Origin of the sequence: Mycobacterium sp. E2733 (assembly GCF_001667585.1) — a bacterium.
GTDB lineage: Bacteria > Actinomycetota > Actinomycetes > Mycobacteriales > Mycobacteriaceae > Mycobacterium.
Map to the genome: position 1 here is coordinate 41,921 of NZ_LZJZ01000137.1, position 15,424 is coordinate 57,344.

Consider the following 15,424-nt stretch of genomic DNA (forward strand, 5'->3'; position numbering starts at 1 on the left):
AACGGAGTGACAATCATGGCCAGCTCTATCACATTTGTCATCATCGGCGGCGGGCTTGCCGGCGCGAAAGCGGTAGAAGCATTGCGCGACAGCGGGTTTGACGGGCAACTCACCCTATTCGCCGAAGAGGAACACCTACCCTACGAGAGACCCCCGCTGTCCAAGGAGTATCTGGCTGGAAAGAAGGCGCTGGCCGATTTCACCGTGCAGAACTCCGACTGGTACCGCGATCACAATGTCGACCTGAGACTCGGTGCGCGGGTGTCGGCCCTCGACCCCGCCGAACATGCCGTCGCGCTGCCTGACGGCACCACGATGCGGTACGAGAAACTGCTGCTGGCGACGGGATCGGCTTCCCGGCGCCTGTCGATAGCCGGGGCCGACGCCGACGCTGTCCACTCTCTGCGCACCTACGACGATGCCGTGGCCTTGAATACCGTTCTCACGGAAAACTCTTCGCTGGCGGTGGTGGGAGCCGGCTGGATCGGCCTGGAGGTGGCCGCCGCCGCCCGCCAGCGTGGCGTCGACGTGACCGTCGTCGAGACTGCCAAACAACCGCTGGTGGCCGCGCTCGGCGAAACGGTGGGCGAAGTATTCGCCGGATTGCATCGCGATCACGGGGTGGACTTGCGGCTCGAGGCGCAGGTCGAGGAGATCACGACGGCCGGCGGCAGAGCCACCGGACTGAAGATGCGCGATGGGTCGACGGTGGCCGCTGATGCGGTGCTGGTGGCCGTCGGCGCCAGGCCGAACGTCGAACTCGCCGAACAGGCCGGGCTCGCGATGGGCTCGGGCGGCGTGCTGGTCGATGCGTCATTGCGCACCAGCGATCCGGACATCTACGCGGTCGGCGACATCGCCGCCGCGGAACACCCCCTGTTCGGCGACCGGATCCGCACGGAGCACTGGGCCAACGCGCTCAAGCAGCCCGCGGTGGCGGCGGCCGGGATGCTGGGTAAGCCAGGCGAATACGCCGAGCTCCCCTATTTCTTCACCGACCAGTACGACCTCGGAATGGAGTACGTCGGGCACGCGCCCCACTCCGAGCGCGTGGTTTTCCGGGGCGACGTTGCCGGACGTGAGTTCGTCGCGTTTTGGCTCGACGGCGACAACCGGGTGCTGGCCGGGATGAACGTCAACGTCTGGGACGTGCTCGACGACGTCAAAGCGCTGATCAGATCAAGGACAGCCGTCGACCTTGACAGGCTTGCCGATGCCGAGTTCCCGCTCGGCGAGCTATTCGGCTGATACATCGACGGGGACCCACGTCCCGTCGATCACCTGGGGCGGGCGCTGCACCAGGAGCCTTTCCCGTTCGGCGCGACGGCGTTTGATCCGCAGCCGGGCGTCGCCCGGCATGGTGACCAGCTCGTCACACGTCAGGTAGTACACGTCCTCGACGACGTCGATCAGGTCCGCCGCGACTCGGCGGGATCCTAACTCTCGCAACGTTATCCGGAGTTGATGAGTGAACCGCAGGGTGGTGTCGTGGGCCAGCTCGCGCGAGTCGCGAGCGCTGGTGGCCAGCCGCTGGGCCAGCGTGGGCGGCGGCGCCTCGGTCGCAGCGGCGGCGGCCACGGCGACTTCCCCGGCCGCGCGCAGCAGCATCGCCGGATCGTCGGCGTAAGTCTGGCTGGCCAGCTCGGCTTCCCCGGGCCCACGGTGCGCCACCCGGGCGACGGCCGTATCCACCGCGGCGGCGGTGGTCGGAGACAACGCGCGGATGCTGGCGAGGTTGCCTTCCTGGGCGAGTGCACACAGCGGCGGGTCGGCCCGCAGCACCGCAGCCAGCTCGGCGGTTTTGGTCGCGACGATGGTGCTGTCCATGATCATGTCGACCCCGGGTACGCTACGCGCCGCCTTGCTGCGCTCCAGCGCGGCAGCGGTGACGCCCGAGTCGATCAGCCACAACGCGGTGAGGATCCAGCCTTGGTGAATCCGATCCCGTAGCAAGCGAATCCGCACTTCCAGGGCGGCGTCGGGCAGCGACCTCAGCTGTGGGGCGTCGAGTTGTTCCGTTTCAGCTGCCGCGCTATACGCCCGCGTGTCGGACTTGAGATGGCGCAACATGGCCAGTGATCGCCCCGCGACGACGGCTTTGGCGATGTAGCCGAGGGCACCGCCCGCCAGCGCGGGCTCACCGAACGGCAGGGGGTCGCCGACGTGCGGCCGGCCGACGAGGGCGTTGCGGGCGACGGCATCCTGGTCCCAGCCGGGCAGCTGGGCGGCGGCGACCATGTTGACCGACACCCCGACGTAGGCCCGATGACCGAACACGGCGATGGCCCTGTTCCCCCACTCCTCGCCTACCACGCCGCCCAGGGCCAGCACGTGACTGAGCACCCGGTTTGCCGTGCGCAACCCGCTCAGCTGGACATCCAACGTGATCGGGGTGAGCGGCCCGGGCAGCGCCTCGCCGAGGTTGCCCGCACTGAAAATCGGGAAGCGCGGATCGACCCGGTCGTCGAATTCGCCCTCGACGCCCTCGGGCGCCGCGCTGTGCTCCTCGGCCGATGGATAGGGACGCGGGGCGACCTCGACCGGGAGCGCCAGCTGGCGTCCGTGGCCGGTGGCACCCGCGGCGGTGATCTGGCGGCCGACGAGGCCGCGGGCGGTGTCGGCCACCGCTTCGAGCGCCTGCCAGCCGAACTCGAACGGCCAATCCTCTTGCACCGCCGCGATATCCATATCCGGGATGAGTCGCGGCCAGCTGCGCACCCGATTCGACCGGGACCGCGGGTCGGCGGATCGCAGCATTCGCCACGCAGTGATCACGTTGACCGTGTCCGGGGAGGCGAGGTCCACCACACCGGAGCGGTCACTGTTCAGCGCCGAAACCAGGAAGCGCACCAGATCGTCGACGTGCAGCACCCGCATCGGCTGCGCCGAAACCTTGGTGCGCAGCAGCGTGGCCACGGTGCGGCACACCATCCAGTCGAGCTGGCGGCCGACCGGTGGGGCGATTCGGACGACCAGGCTGGGCCCCCAACTGGTGGACACCAGTTCCTCGGCCGGCCTGTACAGTTCCGGCCGTCCCGCGGCCTGGGACACGAACAGCAGCCGCGAGCCGGCGCGGGCGGCCACATCGGTCACGTGCGCGAGGCCCTCGATATCGGCGCTGGAGGGCGCGGTGGGGTCGATCGGGGCCAGGTGGATCACCGCGTCGGCTTCCTCGGTGAGCTCCCGCAGGACCGGGTTGCGCAGCGATGCGCAAACAAGGTCGACGTTGCGGTCCAGGCAGGGGTGCGGACTGCCAGCAATGCCGGTGACCGTGTGCCCGGCAGCGATCAACTGCCGTGCGACCAGCCGCCCGAGCGCGCCGGTGGCGTCGGTAACCAGGATCTGCACCTGGGTCTCACCTCCCCGACCTCAAACTAAACAATAGGCAAGACGGCATGACCTAGCGACCGTTACGGAGCAAACGGCACCATGAGCTGGCGGGAATCGTCCCCCGGGTTATTGGAGCGCGGCGCTGCCGTCGGCGGCGACGGCAACCTTGGCGCCGCCGATGTCTTCGCACACGGTTACCTGCGCCGCGGCGCTGTCGTTGATCAGCGCGAGGGTTCGCGACCCGTCGGGCGTGCGCACGGCCAAAAAGGCCTTTTCCGGTCGTCCCTCGCGATCGAACGGCGTCGTCCATGCTTCCACCGTGCCGACGCCTTCCCATTCCACCAAGCCGTCTCGCGTGGGCTCTCGGTCGACGGCCGGTTGCACGTCCTCCCAACGGAACTCGGCGGGCGGCTCGGTGCTGTACACGCCGAAGCTGTGCTTGGTCAGGTAGCCGCCGTTGGCGGTGATCAGGCCGCGCCGCCCGGGATTGGCCGCCAGCAACTCCGCCATGGTGGCGATCGAGTGCATCACGTAGTTGCTCCAGGGGCCGCCTGCGAACGTCAGCCCCCCGGTGACGGTGAGCGGGCGGACGGGGTCGTCGACCGGCAGGCCCAGCTCGGCCGCCGCCACCTGAACGGCCGAGGGAAAGCAGGAATACAGGTCGACGAAGTCGACGTCGTCGACGCCCACGCCCGCCAGCTCAAGCGCCCGGCCGCCGGCGATCCGGATGGCCGGGGAGCGGTGCAGCTCGTCGCGCTCGGCGATGGCCGAGGTGTCGTGCGCGTCGGTGCCCGCATGCGGATAGACCCAGCGGTCGGCGGGGATCTGCAGGCGCCTCGCCTGCTCCACCGAGGTCAAGACGAGCGCGGCGCCCTGATCGACCATGTTGTTGGAGTTCATCAGCTTGGTGTACGGCCAGCTGATCATCCGGTTCTGCGGGCCGGGCTCGCAGATCTCCTCGGCGGTCGCCGGTTTGCGGATCCATGCGTGCGGATTGTCGACCGCAATGGCGTTGAAGCGGGCCCACAGTTCGCCGATGCGCTGACGGTGCTGCTCCACCGATTCGCCGTTCGCGATACGCAGGGCCTGCTCGAACAGCGGGTAGACGAAGGCGGGCCGGTCCAGCCGGATCCTGATCTCCGCGTCGCCGGCCATCGGGACGTCGTCACCGCTGACCTCGGCCATCGGAACGGAGTCATCCTGAACCGTCCACTCGAGTTTGCCGCCTTTGGCCCGCAGGCCCCGGCGCGTGCGCCAGGTCTCGGCCCCTGCCAGCAGCACCACCTGGGCGCTGCCCCGCTGGATGTCCAGGCACGCCTGATTGACCAGCGACTGTGGCACGTTGCCGCCCACGGGGCTGTACAACGTGGTGAAGTCGCTGGCGCCGATCCGCTGGCCGAGCAGCAGCCCCGGATCCCGGTAGTGCGCCGACAGGATGTTCACCACGCGGACGGAGTCCACCGCCTCGATCACCCGCGCATCGGCGGCTTGCCGGGCGGCGGCGACCATCAGGTCCACCGGCTCGATCGACCGCTTCTCGGGGTCGATCTCGTCGCGGTGGTTGACCTGGCCGTAGCCGATCAACACCGGTGTCCTGGGGTGCACGGTCATACGAACGAACCTAGCGTGGCTATCGATCCGGATGGTCGGGGGCCGGATCCCGCGTCAGGGCGGCCCGAACAGCACACCCTCGGCGACGAGCCGGTCGATCTCCGGGGCGCCCATGCCGAGCAGCCTCCGGCAGATCTCGACGGTGTCCTGGCCCGGCAGTGGCGCCGGACGCCGCGGGGCCCGCGGGATGTGCTGGAACGGCGCCGGGCCCGTCTCGGCCGGCAGCGCACGTTCGACGAGCGGATGCACCATCTCGGCATACAGCTTCCGCTCGACCAGCTGGGGGTCCTCCAAGACGTCAGGTGGCCGGTTCATCGGCCCGGCCGCGACTCCGGAGGATTGCAGTAGTTGGGCGGCCCGGACCGGGGTGCGCGTGCGGGTCCAGGCGGACACCAATTCCACCAACTCGCGCCGGTTCGCCAGCCGCGCCTCGCCGGTGGCGAAGCGCGGATCGTCGGCCCATTCGGGGTGATGGAAAACGCCTGCGGCGCAACGCCATTCCTCGTCGGATTCGATCGAGATGACGCACCACTCGTCGTCGCCGGCGCACGGATAGACGGCGTGCAGGCTGGTGGCTTCGCAGATTCTCGGCACGCCCGCGGCCAGCGCGGCCTGGGTGACGTACAAGGTGTCGAGCTGGTTGATGACGGCTTCCGCCTGGGAGATGTGCACGTGCGACCCGCTCCCCGTCCGGTGGCGGTGGATCAGCGCGGCGAGCGCCGCGATCGCGGTGATCCGCCCGACGACGTGGTCGGGAAAGATGGTGGTCGCGTCGTAAAAGGAATGCCGCGCAGCGTCGTTCCGGTTCTCCGGGTCGTCGTCGGCGGTCCACAGCCGGGTGACGCCGGTCGCCGCGCGGACCAGTGGGCCGTACCCCATGCGGGTGCTCCACGGGCCTTGGTCGCCGTAGGCGCTGCTCTCGGCCAGCACGATCCGCGGGTTGACGGCACGCAGGTTGTCATACGAAAAGCCAAGCACGGTAAGCGTTCCCGGCTTGAAATTGGCAAAGACGGCGTCGGACTCCGCAACCAGCCGGGTGAAGATCTCCTTGCCCGCGGCGCTGCGCAGATCAAGGCCCATCGCCAGGTGGTTGCGATGCGTCCAGGCGAACGACTCGCTCATGGACTCGCCGACGCGGGCCTGGCGCAGCCCATCCGGATACTCGGCGGATTCGATTTTGATGACCTCGGCGCCCATGTCGCCGAACAGCCGGCTCAGCTCGCCACCGGCGACGATGATGCCCAGATCCAGGATGCGAAGTCCCGCAAACGGATAGTCGCCGACGCGGCCGGAGGGCGACTGCACGACCGCCGGACTTCCGCGCCAACCCGGTCCATCCTGCCCCGCGGCCGGTGCCGGGCTGCGGAAACCCGCGTGCCGCCCGTCGACGACGAAATAGCCGGTCGGCACGCTCGTTCGCGCTCCCGGGACAAGCTCGGCGTCGGTGATCGCGCCCACCGCCTGGAAATGCTCGGAACCCATCGCCCACGACGGCGTCAGGACGGCGGCGATCGGCACACCGTGGGCCTGCCCCGCGGTCACCAGATCCTTCATGGTCTGCCCGGCGAACAGCTCCTGGACTAACTCGCCGATCTGCGGCCATGCGGCGAAGCGCGCGCCGATCACATCGTATTTCGGGTCTTGGAACTCCTCCGGCTCGCCCAGCCAGCGCCGCAGGCCACGCCATTGGCGCGGCGCCATCACACAGAGGCGGACGTAGCCGTCCTTGCACTCATAGATCGGGTAGCCGTCCTGGTTCTTCGGACGCCCCCGCCACTGCCCGGTGCGGCGAATGCCGGCGGCGGCCTGCCCGTGCGCGCCGAACGCCGGGTCGAGCGACATGACCACGGCGTCGAAACGCGAGAAGTCGATGTATTCGCCGGTGCCGCAACGCAATCGGTTGTAGTACGCCACGAGGGTTGCCCACGCCGCCTGGACGGCGGCGGTGGCCGATGCGATACCGTCCGGCGGTAGCACGGGGGTGCCGGTGGTGGGACCGGATCGCGACAGCGAGCCGCACATCGCGTACAACACCGGGTCGGTGGCCCGCCACAGCGACCGTGGGCCCGTCGCGCCGAAGTCGGTGATCGACAGCACCACCAGATGCGGGTGCTGGGCGGCCAGTTCCTCCACCGATGTCCCGAAGGTGGGCGCCTCCCCGTAGAAGCCGTCGTCGACGACGATGTCGGCCTGGGCGGCCAGGTCGAGGAACACGCCGCAGTCGTCCTCGTCGAACGGGTCCAGCACCACGCTGCGCTTGTTGGCGTTGTGCACGGCAAACGGGATGCTCGCGCCCGCCAGCGTCGGCGGCGCGTCGCGGGCCGGGCTTCCGGTCGGGGGTTCCACCTTGAGCACGTCGGCGCCCAAGTCGGCGAACAGGCGCGTCACCGCGTCGCCGTTCCCGCTCGACAAGTCGAGGACCCGCACGGCGTCGAGCAACCCGTCGGACATCAGCACACCGTACCCGGCGGTGCGGCGGCCGGCCGGGTCGACGGCTCCCCCACCAGCCAAAAAGCCAACTGGGCAAGCTGCTTGGGGGGGCGAAGTCGCGGTCGGCTATCGTCGGCATCCGATATGAGCGCGCACTTGACCTACATCGAGGCCGTCGTGGTCGGCGCGTTCCAAGGCGTCACCGAGCTGTTCCCGGTGTCCAGCCTCGGGCACGCGGTGCTGGTGCCCGCGGTTGTCGGCGGTCGGTGGGCCGAAGACCTCAGCGTCTCCGCGCCCGAATCGCCCTACTTGGCATTCATCGTCGGCCTGCACGTGGCCACCGCCGCCGCGCTGCTGGTTTTCTTCTGGCGGGACTGGCTGCGCATCGTGGCCGGGTTTGCGTCGTCGTTGCGGCATCGACGGATGGAGACCCCCGACGAGCGGCTCGCGTGGCTCATCGTGGGGGCCACCATTCCGGTGGGGCTGGCGGGGCTGCTTCTGGAGCGAACGTTCCGCACCACACTCGGCAAGCCCGTCCCGGCGGCGATTTTCCTGCTGCTCAACGGTATCGCCCTGTACGCGGGCGAAGTGCTCCGCCGGCGGGTCGCGCCCGCGCCCGATCACGACCAGCCGGACGGGGAACAACCCGCGCACACCGGAGAGGCCGTCGACAACCGCCTGGCCCAACTCCTCCTGCGCCGCGGCATTCTCATCGGCGCCGCGCAGATTTTGGCGCTGCTGCCCGGCATCAGCCGCTCGGGGATCACCATGGTGGCCGGCCTGTGGCGTGGCTTGTCTCACGAGGACGCCGCCCGGTTCTCCTTTTTGTTGGCGACGCCGATCATCCTGGCCGCCGGCGTGTACAAGATCCCGGAGTTATTCGGACCGCAGGCGACCGGGATAGGCGGCCAGGTGCTGGCCGGCAGCATCGCGTCCTTCGTGTGCGCCTACCTTGCCGTGCGGTTCCTGACGCAGTACTTCCAAACCCGCACGCTCACGCCGTTCGCCATCTACTGCGCCCTGGCCGGCGGTGCCAGCCTGGTCTGGCTTGCCGTCAGCTGATGAACGAATACTGGCATTAGATTTGGTCGTAGCCTGACCGCAGGCAGGAATTGACCGACGAGTCGAGGAAACGCAGATGAGCCGCCCCGGATCTGGAGGCGAAAGCCCCCGCCAGGAGTCGGTGTGGGACTATCCACGCCCACCCCGGGTCGAGCCGTTCACCGGTCGAATCACCGTCGAGTTGGGTGGCGAAGTCATCGCCTCCACCCGTCGGGCCTGGCGGGTGCTCGAGACCAGCCATCCGCCGACCTATTACCTTCCGCGCGAGGCTTTCGCCGAAGGGGCCTTGCGTAGGACTTCCGGTAGCTCCTGGTGTGAATGGAAAGGCCGGGCAACCTATTACGACCTGATCGGCGGCGGCGTCGTCGCGCCGAAATCCGCTTGGAGTTATGTGAATCCGACGCCCGGGTTCGAAGCTCTCGCCGGGGCGATCGCGGTGATGGCCGCCAACGTCGACCGCTGCACGGTCAACGGAGAGGTCGTCGTGCCCCAACCCGGCGGCTTCTACGGCGGCTGGATCACCAGCTGGGTGACCGGCCCGTTCAAAGGCGTTCCCGGCTCGACGGGTTGGTGACGGCGCCGCTACACCGGCGTTATCCGATAGCGCACCAATCGTGGCGTTTCATTCCCGAAAGCCGTTGTGCGGCAAGCCCCGTCGGGCCGAAGGTGCACTGGTCGAGCAACGCCTCCGGGGGCCAGGCGGTCCAGGAAGTCCTTGGCGATGAGGCCCACGGTACGCCGACCGCCACGACCGCACGTGCAGGCTGGCCACCTCGTAGGCGTCCGCCGGAACCGCCGCCCGCACCCGGGTCATCGTTGCAGTATTGGACGATCTGGGGTGAGATTGCCTAGTTGACACCCGTCAAGAATCCGGAGGGTGGGAATGGCAGACACGTCATCGATCGGGCTCAAGGTCCGCGGCAAGGTCATCGTGATCACCGGCGGCGCCAGGGGAATCGGGCTGGCCACCGCGACCGCGTTGCACAATCTGGGCGCCAAAGTGGCGATCGGTGACGTCGACGAGGTGCGGGTGAAGGAATCCGGCGCCGCGCTGGGCCTGGACGTGTACGGCAAGCTCGACGTCACGGACCCGCACTCGTTCGCGGACTTCCTCGACGAGGTCGAGCGCCAGCTCGGCCCCATCGACGTGCTGGTCAACAACGCGGGCATCATGCCGCTCGGCCGGATCGTCGACGAACCGGACGCCGTCACCCGGCGCGTCCTCGACATCAACGTCTACGGCGTGATCCTGGGCAGCAAGCTGGCGGCCCAGCGCATGGTCCCCCGCAGGTCCGGACACGTCATCAACGTCGCGTCGCTCGCCGGGGAGACCTATATCGCCGGGGCGGCGACCTACTGCGCCAGCAAGCACGCGGTGATCGGGTTCACCGATACCGCCCGGCTCGAATGCCGCCAGGCGGGTGTGAAGTTCTCGGTCGTCATGCCGACGTTCGTGAACACCGAATTGATCGCCGGCACCTCGGGGGCCAAGGGCATCAAGAACGCCGAGCCGGCCGACGTCGCGGAGGCGATCGTCAAACTCGTGGCGCGCCCCAGGCCGCGGGTGCGGGTCACGAAGACGGCCGGCGCGATCGTCGCGTCGCAGAAGTTCATGCCGCGCGCGCTGTCCGAGGGGCTCAACCGCGTGCTCGGCGGCGAGCACGTCTTCACCGACGACGTCGACGCCGAGAAGCGCAGGGCCTACGAGTCGCGGGCTCGCGGCGAGGAGTAGTCGGCGATCGCGAGCGCAGCGGAGCCGGGCGAAGCGGGTCGCCGCCATCAGGAGGAGCACCGCGCCGGGCGCCGTTCACCGCGGGCGCGGACAATCGGCTGAGTGAGCCTAGAAACCCAGACAACCGCTCCCCTTGCCGACGACGAACTCAACCTGATCAACGCATACTGGCGTGCCGCCAACTACGTGTCGGTTGGACAGATTTACCTGCTGGACAACCCGCTGCTGACCGAACCGCTGTCGCCCGAGCACGTCAAACCGCGGCTGCTGGGCCACTGGGGCACCACCCCGGCCCTCAACCTGATCTATGCGCACCTGAACCGGATCATCCGGGACCGTGACGCCAGCGTCATCTACGTCACCGGGCCCGGCCACGGTGGCCCCGCGCTGGTCGCCAACGCGTATCTCGAAGGCACCTACAGCGAGGTGTACACCGGCATCCAGGAGGATGCCGAAGGGCTGCGAAAGCTGTTCCGGCAGTTCTCTTTTCCCGGCGGTATCCCTAGCCATGTCGCCGCCCAGACGCCCGGCTCCATCCACGAGGGCGGTGAGCTGGGCTACGCGCTGGTGCACGCCTACGGCGCGGCCTTCGACAACCCGGAGCTGGTGGTGGCCTGCGTGATCGGCGACGGCGAGGCCGAGACCGGGCCGCTGGCCGCCAGCTGGCATTCCAACAAATTCCTCAACCCGGTCACGGACGGAGCGGTGCTGCCCATCCTGCAACTCAACGGCTACAAGATCGCCAACCCGACCGTGCTGGCGCGCATCCCGCACGCCGAACTCGAGGCGCTGCTGCGCGGTTACGGCTACCGGCCCATCACGGTCACCGGTGACGATCCGGTCGACGTGCACCAGCAGCTGGCCGCCGCGCTCGACGACGCCTTCGACGACATCGCGGCAATCCAGGGCGCCGCCCGCAGCGGCGAGGCGACACAGCGGCCCGTCTGGCCGATGATCGTGCTGCGCACGCCCAAGGGCTGGACCGGCCCGAAGGTGGTGGACGGCAAGAAGGTCGAGGGCACTTGGCGGGCGCATCAGGTTCCGCTGGCCGAGACGCACGACAATCCCCAGCACCGGGCGCAGCTCGAGGAGTGGCTGCGCAGCTACCGGCCCGAGGAGCTCTTCGACGGCGACGGCCGGCTGCGCGCCGAGCTGCGGGCGCTGGCGCCGGGCGGCGACCGCCGGATGAGCGCCAACCCGCACGCCAATGGCGGCCTGCTGCTGCACGATCTGGACCTGCCGGACTTTCGCGATTACGCGGTGACGGTGTCGCGGCCGGCCGCTGTGACGCACGAGGCGACCCGGGTGCTGGGCACGTTCCTGCGGGACGTAATCGCGCGCAACTCCGACCGGTTCCGCCTGATGGGGCCCGACGAGACGGCCTCCAACCGGCTGGACGCCGTCTACGGGTCGACGGCCAAGGTCTGGCTCTCCGAGCTCGGTCCCGACGACGAGAACCTCGCGGCCGACGGGCGGGTGATGGAGGTGCTCTCCGAGCACCTGTGCCAGGGCTGGCTGGAGGGCTACCTGCTGACCGGCCGGCACGGCCTGTTCAACTGCTATGAGGCGTTCGTCCACATCGTCGACTCGATGCTCAACCAGCACGCCAAGTGGCTCGCCACCAGCCTGGAGCTGCCGTGGCGGCGGCCGATCGCGTCGCTGAACTACCTGCTGTCCTCGCACGTGTGGCGCCAGGACCACAACGGCGCGTCGCACCAGGACCCCGGCTTCATCGACCTGGTGGCCAACAAGCGGGCCGAATTGACCCGGGTGTACCTGCCGCCGGACGGCAACACGCTGCTGTCGGTGGCCGACCATTGCCTGCGCAGCCGCGACTACATCAACGTCATCGTCGCCGGCAAACAACCGGCGCTGGCCTACCTGGACATGGATCAGGCCATCGCGCACTGCGCGCGCGGCGTGGGCATCTGGCCGTGGGCGAGCACCGCCACGGCCGAACCCGACGTAGTGCTGACCTGCGCCGGGGACATCCCGACGCTGGAAATCCTGGCCGCCGCCGACATCCTGCGCCGCGAACTGCCGGAGCTGGCGGTCCGGGTGGTCAACGTCGTCGACCTGATGCGGCTGCAGCCGGACTCCGAGCATCCGCACGGCCTGCCCGACAAGGAGTTCGACGCGCTGTTCACCCGCGACAAGCCGGTCATCTTCGCCTACCACGGCTACCCGTGGCTGATCCACCGGCTCACCTACCGCCGCACCAACCACCCGCGGATCCATGTGCGCGGCTTCAAGGAGCGCGGCACCACCACGACGCCGTTCGACATGGTGATGCTGAACGATCTGGACCGGTTCCATTTGGTGATGGACGTCATCGACCGGGTCGACGGGCTGGCCAGCCGGGCCGCGGAGCTGCGCCAGCGCATGGTCGACGCCCGGCTCGCTGCGCGGATCTACACCCGCGAGCATGGCGAGGACGATCCGCAGATCGCCGGCTGGACCTGGGAGTCGAGCGAGCAGAACGAACGCAGTGAGTGATGGGAGCGAGGCGACCCATCGGGCTGGGAGTGGAGCTGACGTGAACGCCGAGATTGCCGTCACGGGTGCGTTTGGGGCACCGTCCACGACCGTGACGGCAATCTCGTTGAAGCGTCGTTGCGGGAGGCCACCGGTAAGCTGGTTGAATGCTTGACGCCGCCGGGGCACCCGACATTCACCATCCGGTGATCTCGCAGCTCTCGGCGCTGCACCGGGTACGCATCCACCTCGACATCGCCGTCGTCGTCGCGGTGTTGGTGCTGACCAACCTGGTCGCCCACTTCACCACCCCGTGGGCCGGCATCGCGGTCGTTCCCGCCGCCGCCGTCGGCCTGGTGTTCCTGATGCGCGCCAATGGTCTGAACTGGGCCGATTTGGGCTTGGGACGCGAACACTGGAAGTCGGGGCTGGCCTACGCGGTGGCCGCCGTGCTGGTCGTGGCCGCGGTGATCGCCGTCGGGGTGCTGCTGCCCGCGACCCGGCCGATGTTCCTGAACCACCGCTATGCGACGGTCTCCGGCGCGCTGATCGCCTCGATGATCATCATCCCGCTGCAAACCGTCATCCCGGAGGAGCTGGCGTTTCGCGGCGTGCTGCACGGCGCGCTGCACCGGGCGTGGGGCTTCCGCGGCGTCGCCCTGGCGGGGTCGTTGCTGTTCGGGCTGTGGCACGTCGCGACGTCGCTCGGGCTCACCAGCAGCAACGTCGGCTTCACCCGAATTCTCGGTGGCGGCGTCGTCGGGATGCTGGCCGGGGTGAGCGGAGCCGTGCTGGCCACCGGAGCCGCCGGATTCGTCTTCAGCTGGCTGCGCCGCCGCAGCGGCAGCCTGATCGCGCCGATCGCGCTGCACTGGTCGCTGAACGGGCTCGGCGCGCTGGCCGCCGCCCTGGTCTGGCACCTGACGGCCTGAGGCCGGTCACACCAGCAGCACCGCCGCGCCCGCGATGCGCCCGGCGCTGAGATCGGCCAACGCCCGATCCGCTTGGCCCAGCGGGTATTCCGGCGTGGTCACCTCGATGTGGTGCCGGCCCGCGAAATCGAGGAACGCCCGCGCGTCGGCCCGGGTGTTGGAGGTGACCGAACGGACCTGGCGTTCTTGGAACAGGTGGCGCTGGTAGTTGAGTACCGGGATATCGGAGAGGTGGATGCCGGCGATCGCCAGGGTGCCGCCGCGGTCCAATCCTTCCAGGGCGGGCAGCACCAGATCACCGACCGGCGCGAACAGGATCGCCGCGTCCAGCGGCACCGGCGGCGGGTCGGCCGCGCCCTGCGCCGACGCCGCGCCGAGCTGCATCGCCAGTTCACGCGCCTCGGCGCCACGGGTCATCACGTGCACTTCGGCGCCCTGCGCCAACGCGACCTGAGCGGTGATGTGGGCGCTGCCACCGAAGCCGTACAGACCCAGCCGTCCGCCCGGTGGCAGGTCGGCGCGGAGCAGGGAACGATAGCCGATGATGCCGGCGCACAACAACGGCGCCAACTCGCTGTCGCTGTAACCGGCCGGCAGCGGGTGCGCGAAAGCGGCTGGAACCGTGGCGAATTCGGCGTAGCCGCCGTCGGCGTCCCAGCCGGTGTAGCGGGATTGGGGGCACAGGTTCTCGTTGCCCCGACGGCAGTACTTGCACACGCCGCAGGTATGGCGCAGCCAGGCGATGCCCACACGGTCGCCCACCCGGAATTCGTCGCCCGCCTCGGCGCCAACCTCGACGACTTCCCCCACCACCTCGTGGCCGGGCGTGACGTGGTCGCGGTGTACGGGCAGGTCACCCTCGGTGACATGAAGGTCGGTGCGGCACACGCCGCAGGCCCGCACGGCGACCAGCAATTCCGCCGGCCCGGGGCGCGGCACGCCGGCGGTGACTTGCTCGAGCGGGTCGGTGTCCATCGGTCCGGGCCGAAGCACCCGCCACGCGCGCATGGTCGTGGTGGTTAACGGTGGAACCATTCGTCCATCATGCCGCTAACCACCACGGCCGCAACGTGCTAACTGATCAGGTCCGTCGCACCATGCCGACGATCCAGAGCAGGATCAGCGAGCCGAGCAGCGCGGTGAAGAAGGTGAAGATCAGGCCACCACCCGCGGTGTTGACGAAGAAGCTCAGGATGAAGCCGCCGATCAAGGCGCCGATGATGCCGATCACGATGTCCATCAGGATGCCGGCGCCACTGCCCCTGATGATCTTGCTGGCGAGCGCACCCGCCAGCCCGCCGATAATGATGTATCCGATGATGCCGACGCTCGTGAACGTTGTTGAGCGGGCCAGATATTCGGTAGCTGCCATGACGTCCATGCGAGTCTCCTTGCACTCACTGGCAAAGCCCAGCGAGTTGCTGGGCCGTCAGTCCGGTATACCCGATCTGCGTAACGAAACGGGTTCCGATTCGGAGACGGTTGGCGCATCATTTCGACGCGCCGAGGGGCGTCAGGTCGATTGTGTCCGCTGTGGTGCCGGCGCCGGGGTTGGGGTGACCTCTCCAGCCGGCGCCGGAGCGGGTGCGGGCGCCGGGGCTCCTGGAGCCGCCGGAGCCGCCGGAGCCGCCGGCGGGGCTCCTGGAGCCGCCGGAGCCGCCGGAGCTGCCGGCGGGGCTCCTGGAGCCGCCGGAGCCGCCGGAGCTGCCCGCGGGGAGCACGCCGAACGGCGGACCGCCGCAACGCTGGTTCGTGGTGTGGCTCGGGACGGCAAACGATCCCGTCGACAAAGGCGCGGCCAAGGCGCTGGCCGAGTCCATCCAGCCCTGGGCCCCCCCCCCCCCCCCGCCCC

11 protein-coding genes and 1 pseudogene are annotated in these 15,424 nt (G+C 69.1%); 7 read left to right on the forward strand and 5 right to left on the reverse strand.

Annotation, left to right across the window (positions count from 1 at the left end; all coding sequences use genetic code 11):
* The first annotated feature begins 15 nt into the window (after nt 1–15).
* Nucleotides 16–1,248, forward strand: coding sequence for an NAD(P)/FAD-dependent oxidoreductase (locus A5678_RS25480; protein WP_068048808.1), 1,233 nt, complete (start codon nt 16–18; stop codon nt 1,246–1,248).
* Here the strand turns inward: A5678_RS25480 and A5678_RS25485 are convergent.
* The 3 genes from A5678_RS25485 to A5678_RS25495 all read right to left on the reverse strand — a co-directional run bounded on the left by A5678_RS25485 (nt 1,237) and on the right by A5678_RS25495 (nt 7,398).
* Nucleotides 1,237–3,348: an NAD-dependent epimerase/dehydratase family protein gene (locus tag A5678_RS25485; RefSeq protein WP_068048810.1), complete on the reverse strand. Its 2,112-nt coding sequence runs from the start codon at nt 3,346–3,348 to the stop codon at nt 1,237–1,239. The two genes, A5678_RS25480 and A5678_RS25485, sit on opposite strands and share 12 nt — an antisense overlap.
* Before the next feature lie 108 nt (nt 3,349–3,456).
* Nucleotides 3,457–4,941, reverse strand: a complete 1,485-nt coding sequence (locus A5678_RS25490; RefSeq protein ID WP_068048813.1) for an acetyl-CoA acetyltransferase — start codon at nt 4,939–4,941, stop codon at nt 3,457–3,459.
* A gap of 54 nt (nt 4,942–4,995) precedes the next feature.
* Nucleotides 4,996–7,398 carry a CoA transferase gene (locus tag A5678_RS25495; protein ID WP_068048816.1) on the reverse strand — a complete coding sequence of 801 codons (2,403 nt, stop codon included), beginning with the start codon at nt 7,396–7,398 and terminating at the stop codon, nt 4,996–4,998.
* Nucleotides 7,399–7,515: 117 nt separating this feature from the next.
* On the opposite strand from A5678_RS25495, the gene A5678_RS25500 reads away from it, so the two are divergent.
* The 5 genes from A5678_RS25500 (at nt 7,516) to A5678_RS25520 (ending at nt 13,572) form a co-directional block, all read left to right on the forward strand.
* Nucleotides 7,516–8,433, forward strand: coding sequence for an undecaprenyl-diphosphate phosphatase (locus tag A5678_RS25500; RefSeq protein WP_068048819.1), 918 nt, complete (start codon nt 7,516–7,518; stop codon nt 8,431–8,433).
* A 76-nt stretch (nt 8,434–8,509) separates the two neighbouring features.
* On the forward strand, nt 8,510–9,007 hold the full coding sequence (locus A5678_RS25505; protein WP_068048822.1) for a DUF427 domain-containing protein: 498 nt from the start codon (nt 8,510–8,512) through the stop codon (nt 9,005–9,007).
* 309 nt (nt 9,008–9,316) lie between these two features.
* On the forward strand, nt 9,317–10,165 hold the full coding sequence (locus tag A5678_RS25510) for an SDR family oxidoreductase (RefSeq protein WP_068048825.1): 849 nt from the start codon (nt 9,317–9,319) through the stop codon (nt 10,163–10,165).
* 102 nt (nt 10,166–10,267) lie between these two features.
* A complete protein-coding gene (locus A5678_RS25515; protein ID WP_068048828.1) occupies nt 10,268–12,661 on the forward strand; it encodes a phosphoketolase in 2,394 nt (797 codons plus the stop codon).
* Between the two features lie 146 nt (nt 12,662–12,807).
* Complete coding sequence (locus A5678_RS25520) at nt 12,808–13,572, forward strand: CPBP family intramembrane glutamic endopeptidase (protein WP_068048832.1); 765 nt, start codon at nt 12,808–12,810, stop codon at nt 13,570–13,572.
* A 6-nt stretch (nt 13,573–13,578) separates the two neighbouring features.
* Here A5678_RS25520 and A5678_RS25525 read toward each other — a convergent pair whose 3' ends face one another.
* On the reverse strand, nt 13,579–14,607 hold the full coding sequence (locus tag A5678_RS25525) for a zinc-binding alcohol dehydrogenase family protein (protein ID WP_068048835.1): 1,029 nt from the start codon (nt 14,605–14,607) through the stop codon (nt 13,579–13,581).
* 46 nt (nt 14,608–14,653) lie between these two features.
* Nucleotides 14,654–14,953 (reverse strand): GlsB/YeaQ/YmgE family stress response membrane protein, encoded by a 300-nt coding sequence (locus A5678_RS25530; RefSeq protein ID WP_067760758.1) that lies wholly within the window; start codon nt 14,951–14,953, stop codon nt 14,654–14,656.
* A 326-nt stretch (nt 14,954–15,279) separates the two neighbouring features.
* On the opposite strand from A5678_RS25530, the pseudogene A5678_RS27385 reads away from it, so the two are divergent.
* Nucleotides 15,280–15,424 (forward strand): annotated as a pseudogene (locus tag A5678_RS27385) (APA family fibronectin-binding glycoprotein); the annotation flags it as partial.

What these genes read in the sequence shown, in the direction of transcription:
- A5678_RS25480 (WP_068048808.1), top strand. Translation starts at nt 16, where the DNA reads ATGGCCAGCTCTATCACATTTGTCATCATCGGCGGCGGGCTTGCCGGC.
- A5678_RS25490 (WP_068048813.1), bottom strand. Translation starts at nt 4,941, where the DNA reads ATGACCGTGCACCCCAGGACACCGGTGTTGATCGGCTACGGCCAGGTC.
- A5678_RS25500 (WP_068048819.1), top strand. Translation starts at nt 7,516, where the DNA reads ATGAGCGCGCACTTGACCTACATCGAGGCCGTCGTGGTCGGCGCGTTC.
- A5678_RS25505 (WP_068048822.1), top strand. Translation starts at nt 8,510, where the DNA reads ATGAGCCGCCCCGGATCTGGAGGCGAAAGCCCCCGCCAGGAGTCGGTG.
- A5678_RS25510 (WP_068048825.1), top strand. Translation starts at nt 9,317, where the DNA reads ATGGCAGACACGTCATCGATCGGGCTCAAGGTCCGCGGCAAGGTCATC.
- A5678_RS25520 (WP_068048832.1), top strand. Translation starts at nt 12,808, where the DNA reads ATGCTTGACGCCGCCGGGGCACCCGACATTCACCATCCGGTGATCTCG.
- A5678_RS25525 (WP_068048835.1), bottom strand. Translation starts at nt 14,607, where the DNA reads ATGGTTCCACCGTTAACCACCACGACCATGCGCGCGTGGCGGGTGCTT.
- A5678_RS25530 (WP_067760758.1), bottom strand. Translation starts at nt 14,953, where the DNA reads ATGGACGTCATGGCAGCTACCGAATATCTGGCCCGCTCAACAACGTTC.